The organism is Agrobacterium sp. T29, assembly GCF_006970545.1.
In the GTDB taxonomy this organism is placed as follows: Bacteria; Pseudomonadota; Alphaproteobacteria; order Rhizobiales; family Rhizobiaceae; genus Agrobacterium; species Agrobacterium leguminum.
Genome location: NZ_CP040642.1, coordinates 41,544 through 59,557, shown reverse-complemented (window position 1 = coordinate 59,557; position 18,014 = coordinate 41,544). Strand labels below are relative to the sequence as shown.

Here is an 18,014-nt window from a genome sequence, read left to right as displayed (position 1 = left end):
CTTCTTTTCAATCACACCATGCTGACCGAAATGCCAAGTCGTCTCGCTATTTCCGGATGTGATAGCCCTTCAAACTTGTTCAGAATGAAGGCCTGACGGCACGAGGTAGGCAATTCATTCAACGAAATCGAAAGAACGGCCAACATACGGCGCTGTTCATAAATCGCAACGCTATTGTCTGCGAGGTCGGCTTTTGTCAGTGCGTCCCACTCAACACGACGGTTCAGCTCTTTCTGCTGCTGCACTGCAAAATCGACTGCCGCGTTTCTCGTTGCCGTGAACAAATAGGTTTTCGGGTGCGAAATCGAGCTCGAGGATCGACTCGCACACAGATTAAGCCAGGCATTCTGAACGACTTCCTCGCCATTATCTCGATCGCCTAGGATCCGTGTGGCAAAGCGGACTGCATCACGATGGTATAATCCGAAAAGCTGTGCCAGCCATTTTGTGCGTGTCGTCAGCATGAAAAGCATCCAGTCAGTACCGCACTCGATAACGCGCTGACCAATAGAAAAATAAACTATAATTTCTCTTTAGTTCAGACACCCCGATCGTTCAACATAAAACCTTCAGTTTATAATCATATTTAATTCTGCTGGTACCCAATTGAAATGATCGGCTCGGACTATCTTAGCAAAGCGTTTCAACATCAGAAATCCAGCGCAAGCTGCTTTGATCTCGCGTTCGGTGCAAGCGCATTTGTCTGGAACGCGATCTCGCGGATTACACTATGATGTTGCCGATTTCGTCGGCAGACTTCTCAATGTACGCCGCGGCTAAGACAGGCTTGCGAAAAACCTGAACGCTGAAAGCGCTCGACTGACACGGTCTATACACCGATGAGCTAAATGTTCGCACTACAGTTGTTCAACCCAAGAAATCCACTCGAAGACGCTGCCCTTGTGTGAGCATCGGGATGATTGACAGATAAGGTATATAGGCTTATCTGAACGCGTTCACTGAATCTCGGATTGCCACGATGCTGATTCTAAAATCTGCTGCCATCCACTGGACGCACTTTCACAACGCACCTCTTTCTTGCCGAATACCATCTTCCTTTTGGGTCCGCGCGAAGCCGCATGTAAGTGTAAATGAGAAGTTGCGACGTAAACCTATCAACGAGAGATCACTTGTCATCTCACGCTGGCGGGTTGTAGTTTTCGCTTGCGGTCTGATTGGTCTGGTGCAGGCGGGATGCACCTCTGTACCTTTGACCTATACAGGATCGCTAACATCCTATCAGACACTTGGGCCGGTGCGTGGCCAACTGGCAAAAGCGCGCACCTTTGCCGATACGAATTTTTTGAAGCAAGCGGTATCTGTGGCGATTTTCCCCACTCGAATATCTCCAGCTGCTTCAATGGCGCTCTCTGATGCGCATGACGGAGCGTTGGTCTCAAATCTTATAGATCGCAGCCTCTGCAATACCTTGAGCCGGAGGTTTGTGATTGTAAATCCAGGCGAGCCCACAGACCTGACTATACAAGCGACTATCAGTAGCATTGTAAAAACACAGGAGACCGTCGCTGGATTATCTAAGGCAATTACGCTCGGAACGTCTGTCGTACTGCCCGTTGGAATGCCGAGATTGCCAATAGGGATGGGAGGTCTGGCTGTCGAGGCTGAAGCAACGGATGCCGGGGGCCAGCAAAGGGCCGCGATTGTCTGGTCGAAAGGCGCAAACGTGATAACTACGAGCGCCCGTGTCTCCGAGGTTGGAGACGCGTATGGCGTTTCGACGCAATTTGGCAGGGATTTCGCGAATCTACTTATCGACGGCAAACCGGACAACGGCCTTTCTCTCAGAATGCCAACGCGTGATGGCGTACGGTCAGAATTGGGTGGAAAACCAAAGTATGCCTCCTGCGAGCGGTTTGGCAGGGCAACTGGCGTGAGTGGTTTGGTTGGTGATTTTCTTGGAACACCACCATCATGGGCGGATAGACCAGTAAAGCAACAATAGTCCCGGTTCACCAGAACGGTAACTGGTTGAAATAATCAGGCGTTCGTCTGGCGCTGACACTTATATGCGGAGCAAAGAGGATTATGTTTAAACGTCACGCTGGGCTCATCGCCGCGCTTGCCGTCCACGGTGCCTCTCCAGCAGTTGCAGCAGAGAATGTACTTGACGAGCTCCGCTTCGGTGCATCGACCTCGGTTCAAAACCGAGACGCTCGAGAGCAGGCACTTCCCGAAGTTACCTTCTTTGTTGATCCCTTTGAAAAGAGGACTGCAAATGACTGGAAAGCGCGCCTTGTTCGTCCGCGTATTCATTTTGGGACGTCGATTGGGATAGATCATCAACCGACGCAGATTTTCTCAGGCTTTTCATGGACATTTGATCTTAGCGAACGGGCGTTCGTAGAAGCTGGATTCGGCGGTGTTTGGCACGACGGCCCGCTCGGAAAGACAGCAAATGGACCAGGATTGGGATGCAGGCTACTGTTTCATGAATATGCCGGCATTGGCTACAAACTGGACACTCATTGGAATGTCCTTGCCCAGGTATCTCATTCATCGCACGCTGACCTATGTGATGGACCAAACGGCGGTATGACGCGCGCAGGTCTACAGATAGGATACAAATTCTAACTGACAGTTCAACTCGACGGCTTCACGTTGACTTTTGAATTATACGCGTATATTGAACGCGTATACTTAACGGGGATCGTCGATGCCACGCCAACCACTGACAGATGAAGAACTGGAAACGACACGCGCTCGCATCTTGCGAGAAGCCGCGGTTATCGTTGGAAGTAACGGCATTGCCGGTTTGTCGATGCGCGTTCTGGCAAAGCGAATGAGTCTTACACCGGGTGCTCTCTACCGATATTTCCCCAGTAAGCAGGAGATGCTGGTCAGCTACTGGGAAGACGCTTTGCGGGCGGTGGCCGAGCGCATCGAGGTCATCGATCAAACCGAAACGCATACGCCAGCCGCGATCCGTCGGATGCTCTTCGCCTATGCTGACTTCTGCATTGAGGATCACGACCGGTTTCGCCTGCTTTTCCTCGAAAAGGATCAGGATACGAGCTCCGAACTTTTCCAGCGCAGCGCCGGATTCGCCCCTTACGATCTGCTGCAGCGACGTGTCGGCAGGGCGATTGAAGACGGATATTTTCTGTCCGATGACGCCGATCTCGTCGCCCAGACGCTTTGGGCGGGCACCCACGGCGCTGTGACCCTTCTGATTACTGTCAAGGAGCTTGAGCTCAAGGCCAGCCTTCTTGACGCAACCATCAACGCCGTCATGCGTGGCCTATCGGCCAAGGAGACTTGAACAATGAACAAGGCAGCTTTTGCCGCCGCCGCACTCGCGGCGGTGCTTCTGGCCGGATGCTCGCAGGAGCAGGCCACCGAGAAAGTTCCCCGCCCGGTGCGAACCGTCGCTGTGCATTTAGAGGAGGTGGGAGAGACGATTTCCCAGACGGGAGAAATCAGGCCCAGATTGGAAACGCCGATGAGCTTTAGGCTTGGTGGCCAACTGACATTCCGGGCGGAAGTCGGAACGACAGTCAAGGTGGGCGATGTTATCGCCACGATTGATCGTGCGTCGAGTGTAAATGGCGTTATGTCTGCGACCGCTGACCTTGCGACGGCAAATGCCGATCTGGAACTCGCGCAAGTCAACGCAGAGCGCAATCGTGGCCTGTTCGACAAGAACGTTGCCTCGAAGGCGCAGCTCCAGCAATCGGAGGCGGCGTTGGCCACAGCGACAGCACGGCGTTCTGCTGCGGAAACCGCACTTGCCAATGCCAGGGACACCTTGTCTTACACCGATCTCAAGGCAACCCAGGATGGCGTGGTTTCCGCGGTCGCTGCCAATAATGGTCAGGTGGTCAGTGCTGGGCAGACAGTTGTGACGCTGATTTCCGATGCAGAGCGCGATGCCGTCTTCGACGTCCCGGAAAAGATCGTTGGACTGAATGTTCACGACCCTCTGGTCGAGGTAACGCTTCTCTCCGATCCGGCTGTCAAATCGAGCGGCAGGGTGCGAGAGGTCACGCCATCGGCCGATCCGGCGACGCGGACCTATCGTGTCAAGGTGGGCCTGGATACGTCCGGCCCCAAAATGCCGTTCGGTTCAGCCGTAAGAGGCTCGCTCATTCTCAACGCCAAAAAACTTGTCCAGTTGCCAGCGTCCGCTCTGACTCAGAACAATCGAAGGAGCGCCGTATTTGTCTTCGACGCAACATCAAAAACTGTCCGGTATCGTGAGGTTCGGATTGAACGTTATGCCGATGCGACGATCCTGATCGCTGACGGTCTTGCTGAGGGCGATCTTGTCGCGACTTCCGGCGTCAGCAAGCTGCGAGACGGTGAGGCTGTTTTCCTCGAAGATGGGAGCGTCAAATGAGCGCTCCATCGTCTTTCAAAAGCAGGTTCAACCTCTCCACCTGGGCTCTCAAACATCAGTCGTTCGTCATTTTCCTGATGATCGCCACCATTCTGGGCGGTGTCTGGAGCTACCAGCGGCTTTCGCGTAACGAGGACCCGCCGTTCACCATCAAGACCATGGTGGTTTCTGCCATGTGGCCGGGTGCAAGCACCTCTGACACCGTCAACCTTTTAACCGACAAGCTGGAAAAGAAGCTGTCGGAAACGCCCCATCTCGACTTTACGCAGAGTTACACCCGTGCTGGCCAGTCGGTCATCATGGTGAACCTTCGCGACAGCACTCCGCCAGCCGAAGTCCCGGATATCTGGTACAAGGTGCGCAAGAAGATCAACGACATCGCTACAACATTGCCGACCGGCGTTCAGGGGCCGTTTTTCGATGACGAATTCGGCGATACCTATGGCAGCATCTACACCTTTACTGCCGAAGGGTTTTCGCAACGGGAACTACGCGATCGCGTCGATGGCATCAGGGCGGAACTCCTCACCCTGAAGGATGTCGGCAAGGTCAATCTTCTGGGTGTGCAGGAAGAGGAGATCGTCATTGAGTTCTCTTCCGCCAAGCTTGCAAGCCTTGGAATAGACCCATCGGCCGCGATCGAGGCGATCAGGGCGCAGAATGCGGTCGCACCAGCCGGAACGGTGCGTACCGATAGTGAGAATATATCGCTGCGCGTCAGCGGCGCATTCGCTTCGGAAAAGGCGCTTCATGATATCACCTTCCGCGTCGACGGACGCTACGTCCGGCTTGACGACATAGCGACCGTTTCTCGACGTCTTGTCGATCCACCGGCACCTGCCCTACGCGTCAATGGCGAACCGGTCATCGGTCTTGCCGTCTCCATGGCAGATGGCGGCAACCTTCTGGATTTCGGCGAGGCTCTGAAAGCCAGAATGGGTGATATCGCTGGGAAATTGCCACATGGCATCGAGGTCACACAGGTTGCCGACCAGACGACCGTGGTGAAGGATGCCGTGGGCGGTTTCGTCAAGGTACTGATCGAGGCGATCGTCATCGTTCTGGCTGTCTCGTTCGTATCGCTCGGGACAAGGGCAGGTCTCGTGATCACCGCCTCCATTCCGCTGGTTCTGGCCATGACCTTCTTCGGCATGGACCTTGCAGGCATCGGTCTCCAGCGGATCTCACTCGGAGCACTGATCATCGCGCTCGGCCTGCTGGTTGATGATGCGATGATCACTGTTGAAGCCATGGTATCTCGGCTGGAACATGGCGATGAGAAATCTCGCGCGGCCAGCTATGCCTACGAGACGACCGCCTTTCCGATGCTGACAGGGACGCTGGTCATGATCGCGGGCTTCATTCCGGTCGGCTTTGCCGCTTCCAGCGCGGGTGAATACACCTTCTCCCTGTTCATGGTCGTGCTGATCGCGCTCGTCGCCTCGTGGATTGTCGCCGTCCTGTTCTCACCGCTGCTTGGAACATGGATCCTTCCGGATCGGATGGGCCATGGCAGCCATGAGCCAGGCAGGGTCATGAAAGCTTACCGCGCTGCCCTCGACTGGTCACTGACCCACCGCTGGGTCACACTTGCCGTCGCACTGGTTGCGTTCGTTGTTTCGATCTTCGGCATGACCAAGCTGGAAGAGCAGTTCTTTCCCGCATCGGATCGGCCGGAACTGCTCGTCAGCCTGACCTTACCGCAAAATGCCTCTCGTGCAGCCACGGATGCGCGGGCGAGGCAACTCGAAGAGATATTGAAAGCCGACCCTGATATCGACCACTTCACGACGTATGTCGGGTCCGGATCGGTACGCTTCTATCTTCCGATGGATGTGCTTCTGGAAAACGACAACGTCTCCGAGACGGTCGTGGTGGCTAAGGGCATCCATGAGCGCGACGCCGTCCGCAAACGGCTTGAGGCGGCGTTCGAGAAGGACTTCGCCGACATCGTCACCCGCGCCTCGCCGCTGGAGCTTGGTCCACCTGTTGGCTGGCCGCTTAAATTCCGGGTTCTGGGGCCGGATTACGCCCAGGTGCGGGATCTGTCATTGAAGGTCGCAAACATCATCGGCCAGGACCCACGGACCCGTGACATCAATCTGACCGCCGGCGAGCCTCAGCGCAGCGTCACGGTGGTGGTCAATCAGGTTGAGGCACGTGCGCTTGGCATGAGTTCGGAATCGATTGCAAGCGAGATTGCGTCCGTTTTTGCCGGAACAACAGCAACAACGGTTCGTGACGGTGACCGGCTCGTCAACGTCGTGGTGAAGGGCATGGAAGCGGATCGCACATCCATCGCCACACTCGGTAATCTTGCATTGCGCACATCAAATGGTGCCAGTGTCCCCCTCAGGCAGGTGGCAGAAATCTCATATGGACTAGAAGATCCAATCGTCTGGCGCCGCAAGGGCAAACCGATGATCATCGTCCAGTCCGATGTTCTTCAGGGTGTCCAGCCTGCGACAGTGACGGAAGCCGTCAACAAAAACCTGGGTGAGCTGCGCGCATCACTGCCTATGGGTTACTCCATCGAGACCGGCGGCGTTGTCGAAGAATCCCAAAAAGGCAGTTCATCGGTGTTTGCAGTCCTTCCTGTCATGCTGTTCGTCATTGTCGCATTGCTTATGGTCCAGTTGCAGAGCTTTACCCGCATGGGGCTGGCAATGCTGATGGCACCCTTCGGCCTGATCGGCGTGGTGGCGGCGATGCTGCCAACAGGAACGCCAATGGGGTTTGTCGCCCAGCTTGGGGTTATCGCGCTGGCGGGTATGATCATCCGCAATGCTGTTATCCTTATCCAGGAGGTCGATGAGAATGTCGCCAAAGGCCTTGCACCGTTGGATGCGATAGTCGCAGCGTCGGTACATCGGGCACGGCCCATCGTACTGACTGCCTGCGCGGCTGTGCTCGGCATGGTTCCAATCGCAGTGCAGATCTTCTGGGGTCCAATGGCTTTTGCGATCATCGGCGGTCTGGCGATCGCGACAGTGCTTACGCTCCTGCTTCTGCCTTGCCTGATGCTCTGGCTGCTGAGAGCTGAGGAGAACAAGAGCACAAAATCGCTTGCTGTACCTACCCCCCATCCGTGAGACCTAGCCATGACGACACTTGCTATCCTCCACGCCCCCTCTGGATCGGCATATGTCGTCCGCGCCGCCTCCCTGTCGTCCTCGGTAAGGGGAGGCGGCGCATCCATATTCTTGAAGGCAAGTGCGGGCATTAAACTGATTTGCTCTCTGTTGGCGCTTGCCTTGCTCGCTGGATGTGGCCATCGGATCGATGTGATGGCGCCCGTCGCGGTTTCGGACCCACAAACCGGGCGTGTCGATATGCTTGTCGCAACAACGCGCCAGCCGTCAGACAATCCAGCACTTCGTTATACCGGCGAACGGGGAGAGGATGTGCGCCTCGACAATATCGTCGTTTCAATCCCATCCGAAAAAATGCGCCAGATCGGTCAGGTGCAATGGCCAGAGCGGGGAAAGCCTGATCCGAAACGCTCCTTCGTCACCACCAAAGCCGACTTGGTGAATGACAATCAGGCCATGTCCTGGTTCCGCAAGACAAGTCACGGCAAGCGACGAGTGCTGGTCTTCGTTCATGGGTTCAACAATGATTACTCCGAGTCCGTCTATCGCTTCGCACAACTTATTCATGACGCTCGCCTCGACGCCGCACCGGTTCTGTTCACATGGCCGTCACGCGGCAACGTGTTCGATTATGTCTACGATCGTGAAAGCACCATCTATTCCAGGTTCGGACTGGGTGAAGTGCTAAAAGCAGCAGTCGATAGTCCCGATGTGGATGATGTGACGATCCTTGCCCATTCGATGGGAACCGGGCTTGCGATGGAATCGCTTCGTGACATGGCAAACAAATACGGAAAGGTCTCTCCAAAAATCCATTCGGTTTTCCTGGCCTCTCCGGATATCGATGTTGACGTGTTCCAGCGGCAGGTTGTCGAAATGGGGGAGAAGCGTCCCCAGATAACCATCCTGTCTTCGCAGAACGATCTGGCGCTCAAGCTCTCCACCTTCCTCGCAGGAGACGTGCAGCGGCTTGGCGCCACCGATTTCCGCCCCTACGAAAAGCTGCTGAAGCAATACAATATCAGGGTGCTCGATGCGTCCGATGCTAAACAGGATGACGTTCTGGGGCACAGCGCCTTCGCGCAGAATGCCGATATCCTGAAAGCCTTAGGAACGACGTTCCTGGCAAAACCCGAGCCGGGGCGCGGAACGTCATTGCCTATGGGATTGCTCAACAATGTCATCACCGCGAATGTCGCGCGGTGAAGTCAGTTCAAAGAACAATGCACCTCCAATGTTAGCGCAAATTTGCCGAACAAAGCTTCGCCTAGCCTTATTTTCCGGCGGCGTTTCTATATCACGGCAGTGTCGACCGTAAAAGATTGGAGTTCACGCAACCTGCAGGTGCTCATCGAGTTCCATGTTTCTAAGGGGTGTGGCGCCGCCATGAAGGTTCCGCAATTCGGCCAGTTCTGCCTCCAGTTCATGCAGTCTGGCAATATGGCAACTCAGGTTGAACTGAATAGTTTCATGTTCCAAAGGGTCAGGACTTTGTAATGCCATATATGTCCTGATAATCTCAACCAAGTCGTCTCTGTCTTGTTCGAGCTTGTAAAAAGTTATGTAAGTCATTGCTGCCCTTGATGTCTCACGATAAGATTTCGGGCGCGGAATTTGTTCCACCCCAGCGACAACTATGGTGAGCAAAATATGAATGCCGCCGAAATCTCGCTACGCCGAGGCTTGATCTTAAATCCTATTGCCTGCGTGTAGGCTAAAACCAATCCATTTACGGCTGCAGAGTTTAGTTTGTAATGGGCCACCGATGGTGTCGGTGCGCGACAATCTTCATTCAAGTCATGGCGCCAGCCCGAACGAGATCGCATCTTTCGCAGTGTTTCCAGATGACGGCCGGGGCAAGTGTCCGCTTGTCAGCATTGCTAGCACTACTTTGGCAGAATAGATTCTGCGCTTCGAATTTGCCCTTTGCAGTGGGGACATCGGATTCCCGTTATGGGGATGGCGAGTGCGCTGATGACGGCTCGACGGACAGGAGGCAAGGTGGGCTCAGGTGGGCCCTTGCGTGCTTGCCGCTTCTTTTTTTTCCCGCTTTGCAGTCTGCAATCTTTGATGCTGGAGGAAGGCGTAGGCGATCATCGTCATCAGGGCGTGCCGATGTAGCCCTTGCCATGATCGGCCTTCGAAGTGGTCGAGGCCGAGTTCCTCTTTCATCTGCTGATGCGCTTGCTCGCAAACCCATCTCGCCTTGATGGCGGCCGCCAGCACCTTCAACGTCGCATCGGCCGGCAAGTTGGACAGGTAGTATTTGCGCTCGTCGTTTGATCGCCATTCGCCAACCAACCAGGCTTCCTCACCCGGCATGTGCTGCTGTCACTTGTCGAGAATGCGTTGCGGCGTGCCGTCGGCGATCCTGACGCGCAATGCTGTAAAGCGTGCCGTCAGGCGGCCCTTTGTGCCACGCCGCCAACTGACTTTCTTCCAGCTTGCGTGCGTCAGGATCGTTTCCGCGGCAACCGACAGAATGTCGGGGATCGGATGCTTGCGTGGCCGACCATGACCGGAGATGGGAAAGATCAATGCGACATCATGGGGATAAACCTTCTGATGCTTGGGGATACCGACCGCCCAGGTGAGGCCACGTCCACTTAGCCCCTGGCGGAAGGCCGCCGACAGGCCGTAGCCTGCGTCAGCCAGCACTGTACCAAACCGGACACCGGTCACGATCAACCGATCGATCTCGGCAAGAGCAATCTCCGGCTTCGTGCGAGATGTCTGCATGGCATGGGGAACCCCGGCCTTGGCCATCCGTTCCGTGTCGCTGGTCCAGCTCTCGGGCAAAAACAAGCGCAAGCCAACCGGAACAGGAACCTCGTCTCGCGTAAGCGTCACCGAAACCAGCGTCTGGCAGTTTGCCCTCTTGCCCAGCATCGAGGCGTATTGCGGCGCGACACCGACCGAGTGGTCGCCCTTCTTCGGCAGACCGGTGTCATCGATCACCAGAAACGCATCGGATGCACCAACGATCCTGTCCGCCTGTCGCGCGAGTTCCGTCTCAAGAGGAACAGCATCCCAATGGCCATCGGAAATGAAATGGTGGAGGCGGTCGTACTGGCCTGGAGCAAACCGTTCCGCCATCGGTTCGATGCTCTTGCGGTCACCGGGACCAATCAGCCCCGACACATAAACCGGGCACATCTGTCGTCGCTTCTTGTGTCCGAGCTTGTCCAGAAATGGCTGCAAAAACGCTGAAAGCTCCGTATCCCAATCTGCCATATCGTGGCCCCCAACGAAGAGAGCACAAATCATCTCAAACCAGCCTTGCCCCAATCTGCCAAAGTAGTGCTAGATCCTTCCTAAGTAATCATCATCGAATGTACCATCCGGTATCGAATCGAGTGGGCCATGATGTTCGCCGCGGTCGGGAAACTCAACTGTGGTGAGGAAATATGGATCTCGATCCCGATGTAATCGAGCGGATATGGTTTGCGCTTCAGCGACCGGCTCCACCCAGCCGCCCGCGAGCCGAAGCGATGATTGCAAACATCGCTGCAACCGGATGGGCTTCCGAGGTAGAGATTGGGGACCTTCTGCTGACGCTCGACCGCAGGACGGATCCACCCGCGGTCATCGATATCAAGGCGTTTGTGGCCGCGCTGGAATTACCGTTCCGATGGGCGTTTCTTCGCCCGCGTCATCGCAACGACGATCCTTCCGGCGTCAGAATGCTGTCCATCGTCGATCTGGCGGCATTGTGTGTCTGGCTAGAACGGCTCGGTTTCCAGATCGATGTCACTGATCTCTGTGCCGAAGCCGTGAAGCACACCACGTTCGCATCACATGTCAGTGGCGAAGACATTTACGTTCTCTTTTATGAAGCAAACCGACATCGTCTCGGATCCGTCACGCTATCGGCGCGCATCGGGAATGGCGCGGGATAAACAAGGCCCGCTTCAAGACGGCGGCGGGCTACCGCCTCAAATATGTATCGGACGATTACGGGAAGGCTCTCTGGCTCACGGTTCATGCTCCGAAGTGTTGGTTTCCGCGCAGAACCGAGCCGGTTTTTCCACCGAGAAGTGAGCCACCTCTAAGTATGGTTTTCTGATCAGGCTTTGGTCAAGGGATTAGCCTTTTCTCCTCTCTTCTATGCGGCTGCAGCCGAGCTGGCTTTGAATCGAAAGCTGTCGTTTCCGGTTTCGAGGATGTGACAACGGTGGGTCAGTCGGCCCAGCAGAGCCGTCGTCATCTTGGCATCGCCGAAGACGGTGGCCCATTCGCTGAAGCTGAGGTTGGTGGTTATGGCGACGCTGGTGCGCTCGTAGAGCTTGCTCAACAGGTGGAAGAGCAGCGCTCCGCCTGAGGCACTGAACGGAAGGTACCCGAGCTCATCGAGGATCAGCAGATCGAGACGAACCAGCGTCTCAGCGATCTGGCCTGCCTTGCCTTTAGCCTTCTCCTGCTCGAGCGCGTTGACCAATTCGATGGTCGAGAAGAAGCGGACCTTGCGACGATGATGCTCGATCGCCTGGACACCGAGGGCGGTCGCGACATGTGTTTTTCCTGTGCCCGGTCCACCTACAAGCACGATATTCTGGGCCCCGTCGATGAACTCGCATCGATGCAACTGGCGCACCGTCGCTTCATTGATCTCGCTGGCGGCGAAGTCGTATCCGGAGATGTCCTTGTAGGCAGGGAAGCGGGCAGCTTTCATGTGATAGGCGATGGACCGGACCTCACGCTCAGCCATCTCGGCTTTCAGCAACTGGGACAGGATCGGCACGGCTGCATCGAAGGCCGGAGCACCTTGCTCGATCAGGTCCGTGGCCGCTTGAGACATGCCATACATCTTCAGGCTACGAAGCATGATGACGACGGCGGCACTGGCGGGATCATGACGCATGGCGACCTCCCACGATCCTGACACGTAGGCCATCGTAACGTTCGACGTTGGCCTTGGGTTCACGTACCAAGGTCAGCGCCTGCGGCGTGTCGATGTCGGGGCCGTCGGTCGTTTTGCCGTCAATCAGCATATGCAGCAGATTCAGCACATGCGTCTTGGTCGCCACGCCTTGATCCAGAGCCAGTTCCACAGCCCTGACGACAACCTGTTCTTCGTGATGAAGCACCAGAGCGAGGATGTCGGCCATCTCCCGATCACCACCGGCACGGCGAAGCATCTGATCCTGCAGTTGTCGAAAGGCCAGCGGCAATTCCAGGAAGGGAGCACCATTGCGCAGGGCACCAGGCTTGCGTTGGATAACGGCAAGGTAATGCTGCCAGTCGTAAATCGTTCGCGGTGGTTTGTCGTGACTGCGTTCTATGATCCGCGGATGTTCGCAGAGGATATTGCCCTCGGCTGCAACGACCAGCCGCTCAGGATAAATCCGCAGGCTGACGGGCCGGTTCGCAAATGATGCTGGCACACTGTAACGATTACGCTCGAAGGTGATCAGGCATGTCGGCGAGACCCGCTTGCTCTGCTCGACGAAACCATCAAACATGGCGGGCAATGCCATCAAAGCAGGCTGCTCGTCACCCCAAACATCGGCGATCGAACCGGGCAGGCTCCCGTGCGGTGTCTCCTGCCACAGGTTCTGGCACTGCTGTTCCAGCCAGAGGTTCAACGTTGCCAAATCTGGGAAGTCGGGCATCTGTTGCCACAGGCGGGGACGAGAATCCTGAACGTTTTTCTCGACCTGCCCTTTCTCCCAGCCCGCAGCAGGATTGCAGAACTCTGGCGCAAAGACGTAGTGGTTCGTCATCGCAAGGAACCGGATATTGACCTGTCGCTCCTTGCCGCGGCCGACGCGATCGACCGCCGTCTTCATATTATCGTAGATGCCGCGAGCAGGGACGCCGCCGAACACACGGAAGCCGTGCCAATGGGCGTCAAACAGCATCTCGTGCGTTTGCAGCAGATATCGGTCGGAAGAAGCGGTGCGATGACCGCCCACTCCTCGTCGCTCAATTCGTGACCGCGCATGGCAATCTCCTTTCAAAGAGATTGAATCACACACCATGACGAAGATGAACCCTGTTTATGGGGACGCGGCCTAGGGGTACACCTTCAAGCGCCGCGCAGAAAACCGCGCTAGTAGTGATTCGGGCAGTTCAGGCAAAAATCCGGATCATCAAAACCGCCGATTACCGCCGAAGGTCAATATCAGCATCAGCGGCAGGGGATGGCATGAATCCGATGTGCGTCGCTGGGTTGCTGGCCCTGCGGCGTGGAGGGAGCGGACGCTCAACGCATCCGATGACTGAGGAGCATGCCGACGATAGTGGGAAACGGACACCCGTGACCGACAGCCGCTCACCCGATAGATGGCATGCCGGAAGCGAAACCGCTCCCGCTGACAAAGCGGATGCATTTCCAGTTGAGAAAAAAGCAGAGCAACTATAAAGATGATCATATTAATCAACTTTAAAGCCGTCCGGTGATTGACATTGACTGCAGAAAGCAAGCAAATCGAGGCACTTTATGTTTCGGAGCGCAAGCGCCTTGAACGAATTGCCGCCCGGCATGCTGGAACAGTCGATGCGCCGGATGTTGTTCAGGATGTTTTTACGGCGGTTTGGGCAAAAGCAAGAGACAGCCTGATGCTTACACCCGCCTATTTTTCCCGCGCCACTCAATTCACCTCAATAAGCTATTTCAGGGCAGAGCGCCGCCGCTTGCTATATCTCAAGGCAATAACAGAAGATCAATATGCCGCGCCATCCATTCAACCCGATCAGATGTTTATGGCCCGGCAGGACATTTCACGCCTCCAAGACATCATCAACGCCCTTCCGGAAAGGACGAAGCTGGTCTTCATCTTGAACCGCATCCACCATTGCACCTATGACGAGATTGCCGTGGGGCTTGAAATTTCCTGCAGCACAGTGGAACGGGAGATGGCGCGCGCACTTTTGGCGTGCAAGGCACTCGATACGGCAAATGACTGACCCTGAAAATTGTCCCCGGCGCGATAAGGCGCTCATCGAAAAAGAGGCTGTAGCCTGGTTTACCCGCATGAACGGCAAACCAACGCGTAGTGAGCGCCGCGACTTTGCTGCATGGCTCGACGCGACTGAGGATCATCGCCAATCCTATGGCAGAATTTCAGCCATATGGTCGACGCTTGGTTCAGACACAGCGCAACAGGACACACGTATACAATTTGCGCTTTCAGCAGCGCTGGATCGTATTGAAGACCATAGGCGCAAGCGCAAGCTTTCCGGCGTTGCATCTTCAGTGATCGGCTGCCTCGCATTGTTTGCTGCCGGTTTCTGGTTATGGCTGGAGCAGCCTCACCTGCTTCAGAACATGCAGGCCGACTTCATTTCGGACCGGCGTGAGCGGCGTGACATTATGCTTTCGGACGGTTCGAAAATTTTCATGGACGCCGATACAGCGCTTAAAGTTTCAATTTCCGCAAATGAGCGACGCATTCATCTTCTGCGCGGAAATGCCTATTTCGAAGTCGCACATTCCACAGTGCCTTTCAAAGTGAAGGCGAGGTCTGGCGAAGCAACTGTCTTGGGCACAGAATTCGAAATTGCCACGAAAAACGACAGCGAAGTAACTGTAACACTCGCAAAAGGCAGTATTGCCGTTTGGGTTGAGAGAGGTGACAACGTTATCCTCAAGCCCGGTGAAAGTGTAGATTACGGACTGAATGGCCTCAGCAAGCCCCATGCCGTTGATCTGGAGGAAGTTCTGGCGTGGCGAAATGGTCGGTTGATCTTCACCAATGCGCGTCTTGGAGACGTACTTGCTGAGATTGGGCGTTATCGGGAAGGCCGTCTGGTGGTTTTGGGGCAGTCTCTTGCCGAACACCGCGTCTCTGGCAACATTGCTTTGGATGATCCCGAAAAGGCACTTGCGGCCATGCAATCCTCAGTTGGTTTTAACATGACCGTTCTCGGCTCGCGGCTGGCTGTCATACGACAATAAATTTTTCTTTTTTTCACATTTTCCGTGAGGGAAAAGATCGCGGCCGGACGATATGGCATTGAAAGGTTTGCTGCATGATCAGACGGTAAGCCTCAGATATCATTTTTGAAGGTGAGTTGAATGCAGGGGAATATTTGGGGACGCAGGGCAATGGTCCTGTTTGCGACGACAGCAATGGCTGTTTCAATTCAGCCGTTTGTTTACGTAAAACAGGCTGCCGCACAGGCCGAACGCGTACATGAGTTCAATATTCCGGCAAAAACCATCCGGCAAGCAGTCAATGATATCGTCAGGGTTACGGACATTGATGTGGTCTTTCCTGATGCTGCTGCAGCATCCAGAATGGGAAAGCCGGTTAAAGGCTCCCTTAGCACCTCGCAAGCCCTGAATACGCTTCTTGCCGGTTCTGGCCTGAGCTTCCGATTCAGCAACGCCAACACGGTAACGATTACCGGCACCAGCCAAGCAAGCGCTGATGCTCAAAATGCTGGCGGCACGGTGCTGGAAACAATTACCGTAAAGTCAGCAAGCGGGCGTACTGAAAATACCGGCCTCTACAGCATAGAATCCATGTCTACCGCCACAGGACTGCCACTTCGCGCAAAAGATACGCCTCAATCCGTTGGCGTGGTAAGCAACCAGCAGATCAAGGATCAAGGCACGACGACACTTCAGGATGTGCTGAAGAAAACCACGGGCGTCAATGTTATCCGCGATTCCGGCAAGCCCCGTTTCCTATCCCGTGGTTTCTATATGGATCAGCTTCAGGAAGATGGTATCAACTCCTTCGTGGCCGGATCGAGGGTCAATCCATACCATGGTGGAACCAGATTGAATGATCTGGATATTTATGACCATGTGGAATTGCTTCGTGGTCCCACCGGTCTGGTACAGGGTACAGGTGAGCCAGGCGGCACTGTCAATCTTGTTCGCAAACGGCCCACTGAGAATTTCCAGGCCAGCAGTGTCACCACTGTCGGTAGCTGGGATAAATATCGTGAGACTTTGGATGTTTCAGGCAGCCTGAATGAGCAGAAAACCCTGCGTGGGCGGGTTATTGCTGTGGGCGAGAAAGCGGGTTCGTTCAAGGATAATGTCGATAGCGCTCATGGGACTGTATACGGCGTAGTCGAGGCAGACATAGGGGAAGACACAACACTGACAGCCGGTGCGCTGTATCAAAAAAGTTCCGAAACCCCTGATTATTATGGACTGCCACTACTAAGCAGCCGAGCACCGCTGGATTTTGATCGCTCCCGTTATCTCGGCGCATCATGGAACGATCTCGACAACCAGAAGGAAAATGTCTTTGTCGAACTTGGTCATCAACTGACCGATGACTGGAAACTCGATTTAAAGGCAAATTATACGCATTACGATTCCAGCACCGCTTTCGCGGGTCTGACGCGTAACGCAGGTGTCGCTTCAAATGGTCTTGCTAACGTCAACAACATGCTTCGGTATGATAATGATGGCGGCGAATTGGGTCTGGAGGCTAAACTCACAGGTAAATACGATCTTTTCGATCAGGAGCACGACCTCTTCGCAGCACTTTCCTATACGCGGGGCGATTTCGATTCCCGTTACCGCCGTGTCCTTAACGGCACCCCATATAATGTTTACACATTCACTGGTAACGAAATCATTCAGCCTAACTGGGATGGCAGTGTTCGTGACGATATTTACTATGATTATAACATATCGGAAACGGCCTTCAATCTCGGTACACGCTATAACATCCGGGATGATCTGCATCTTGTCGCCGGTGGTCGCCTGACAAAGTTCGAGTATGGTGGCACCACCCATTACGTAACATTCGCGGGCGCCCCGGACGGCGAAATTAGCAAAAGCAGCTATGATCGCACAAAGTTCATTCCATATCTGGGTCTGACATATGATCTCGTCCCTAATGTAACTCTGTACGCAAGCTACGCCGATATCTTCAAACCGCAGACCGCATTGGATGTAAGCGGCAAAATGCTGCCACCCGTCGAGGGAACGAATTATGAAATCGGCGTCAAGACAACCTTGCTAGACGAACGCCTCAACGCATCTTTCGCCCTGTTCCAGATCAACCAGAAAAATCGCGCCATCGCCATTACCGGTACTAATTTCTCTTACGCCGAGGGAGAAGTCAAAAGTCGTGGACTTGACATAGAACTTTCCGGGGAAGTTCTGGATGGGCTCAATCTCTTTGCCGGTTATACTTTCAATCGCAGCAAATATCTCAACGCAGAATCGACTGTCTATACAAACGGCGCGTTCTTTAGCCCTCATACGCCTGTCCATATGTTCCGACTTCATTCTACATATAAGCTTCCAGTGCAGGATGGAAAATGGACCGTCGGTGGAGGCGTACAGATCCAAAGCGATACCCGCAGTGTCAACAATACTGGTGGTACCGGCGGCATTGAACAGGGTGGCTATGGAATTTGGGATGCCAGCCTGAAATATGACTTCGACGAAAGCACCGCTTTGCAACTCGTCGTCAACAACATCTTCGATAAACGTTACTTTGAAAACAACAGGACTCGAACACTGGGGCTGAACAACTTCTATGGCGCTCCCCGGAACTTTGCCCTCACTTTGACAAAGAAGTTCTGATGAACTCTAAAAGTACAAAAGCCTCCAATCGTTTTCGGGAGGCTTTTGTACATATCTGAAG

General features: G+C 54.7%; 13 protein-coding genes and 3 pseudogenes. 11 read left to right on the top strand and 5 right to left on the bottom strand.

Annotation, left to right across the window (positions count from 1 at the left end):
* Positions 1-11: 11 nt before the first annotated feature.
* Positions 12-464 carry an RNA polymerase sigma factor gene (locus FGF54_RS25340; protein WP_142781680.1) on the bottom strand — a complete coding sequence of 151 codons (453 nt, stop codon included), beginning with the start codon at positions 462-464 and terminating at the stop codon, positions 12-14.
* 515 nt (positions 465-979) lie between these two features.
* Here FGF54_RS25340 and FGF54_RS25335 point away from each other — a divergent pair.
* From FGF54_RS25335 to FGF54_RS25310, 7 genes and pseudogenes are all read left to right on the top strand, one after another.
* Entirely contained in the window at positions 980-1,963 is a 984-nt protein-coding gene (locus FGF54_RS25335) for a DUF3313 domain-containing protein (protein WP_142781679.1), read from the top strand.
* An 83-nt stretch (positions 1,964-2,046) separates the two neighbouring features.
* Positions 2,047-2,592 (top strand): acyloxyacyl hydrolase, encoded by a 546-nt coding sequence (locus tag FGF54_RS25330; protein WP_142781678.1) that lies wholly within the window; start codon positions 2,047-2,049, stop codon positions 2,590-2,592.
* An 82-nt stretch (positions 2,593-2,674) separates the two neighbouring features.
* Positions 2,675-2,800 (top strand): annotated as a pseudogene (locus FGF54_RS27825) (TetR/AcrR family transcriptional regulator); the annotation flags it as partial.
* Positions 2,801-3,280, top strand: coding sequence for a TetR/AcrR family transcriptional regulator (locus FGF54_RS25325; RefSeq protein ID WP_246667068.1), 480 nt, complete (start codon positions 2,801-2,803; stop codon positions 3,278-3,280).
* 3 nt (positions 3,281-3,283) lie between these two features.
* On the top strand, positions 3,284-4,357 hold the full coding sequence (locus FGF54_RS25320) for an efflux RND transporter periplasmic adaptor subunit (protein WP_142781676.1): 1,074 nt from the start codon (positions 3,284-3,286) through the stop codon (positions 4,355-4,357).
* Positions 4,354-7,449, top strand: a complete 3,096-nt coding sequence (locus tag FGF54_RS25315; protein WP_142781675.1) for an efflux RND transporter permease subunit — start codon at positions 4,354-4,356, stop codon at positions 7,447-7,449. Before FGF54_RS25320 ends, FGF54_RS25315 begins: the two co-directional genes overlap by 4 nt.
* Positions 7,450-7,689: 240 nt before the next feature.
* Positions 7,690-8,655 carry an alpha/beta hydrolase gene (locus FGF54_RS25310; RefSeq protein WP_168208258.1) on the top strand — a complete coding sequence of 322 codons (966 nt, stop codon included), beginning with the start codon at positions 7,690-7,692 and terminating at the stop codon, positions 8,653-8,655.
* Between the two features lie 123 nt (positions 8,656-8,778).
* Here FGF54_RS25310 and FGF54_RS25305 read toward each other — a convergent pair whose 3' ends face one another.
* Entirely contained in the window at positions 8,779-9,096 is a 318-nt protein-coding gene (locus FGF54_RS25305; RefSeq protein WP_142781673.1) for a hypothetical protein, read from the bottom strand.
* A 150-nt stretch (positions 9,097-9,246) separates the two neighbouring features.
* A pseudogene (locus FGF54_RS25300) lies at positions 9,247-10,683 on the bottom strand (IS701 family transposase).
* A gap of 173 nt (positions 10,684-10,856) precedes the next feature.
* On the opposite strand from FGF54_RS25300, the gene FGF54_RS25295 reads away from it, so the two are divergent.
* Positions 10,857-11,348, top strand: coding sequence for a hypothetical protein (locus tag FGF54_RS25295; RefSeq protein ID WP_142781672.1), 492 nt, complete (start codon positions 10,857-10,859; stop codon positions 11,346-11,348).
* Between the two features lie 206 nt (positions 11,349-11,554).
* Here the strand turns inward: FGF54_RS25295 and istB are convergent, their stop codons facing one another.
* The gene (gene istB, locus FGF54_RS25290; protein WP_142781671.1) at positions 11,555-12,310 is read right to left on the bottom strand and encodes an IS21-like element helper ATPase IstB; all 756 of its coding nucleotides are present in this window, start codon (positions 12,308-12,310) and stop codon (positions 11,555-11,557) included.
* Positions 12,300-13,331 (bottom strand): annotated as a pseudogene (istA, locus tag FGF54_RS25285) (IS21 family transposase); the annotation flags it as partial. The pseudogene istA and the gene istB, both read right to left, overlap by 11 nt.
* A gap of 526 nt (positions 13,332-13,857) precedes the next feature.
* Between istA and FGF54_RS25280 the strand changes: the two are divergent.
* The 3 genes from FGF54_RS25280 to FGF54_RS25270 all read left to right on the top strand — a co-directional run bounded on the left by FGF54_RS25280 (position 13,858) and on the right by FGF54_RS25270 (position 17,953).
* Complete coding sequence (locus FGF54_RS25280; protein ID WP_168208257.1) at positions 13,858-14,358, top strand: sigma-70 family RNA polymerase sigma factor; 501 nt, start codon at positions 13,858-13,860, stop codon at positions 14,356-14,358.
* On the top strand, positions 14,351-15,349 hold the full coding sequence (locus FGF54_RS25275; protein ID WP_168208256.1) for a FecR domain-containing protein: 999 nt from the start codon (positions 14,351-14,353) through the stop codon (positions 15,347-15,349). The genes FGF54_RS25280 and FGF54_RS25275 overlap by 8 nt, the downstream gene beginning before the upstream one ends.
* A gap of 120 nt (positions 15,350-15,469) precedes the next feature.
* On the top strand, positions 15,470-17,953 hold the full coding sequence (locus FGF54_RS25270; protein WP_142781668.1) for a TonB-dependent receptor: 2,484 nt from the start codon (positions 15,470-15,472) through the stop codon (positions 17,951-17,953).
* The last annotated feature ends 61 nt before the right edge of the window (positions 17,954-18,014 follow it).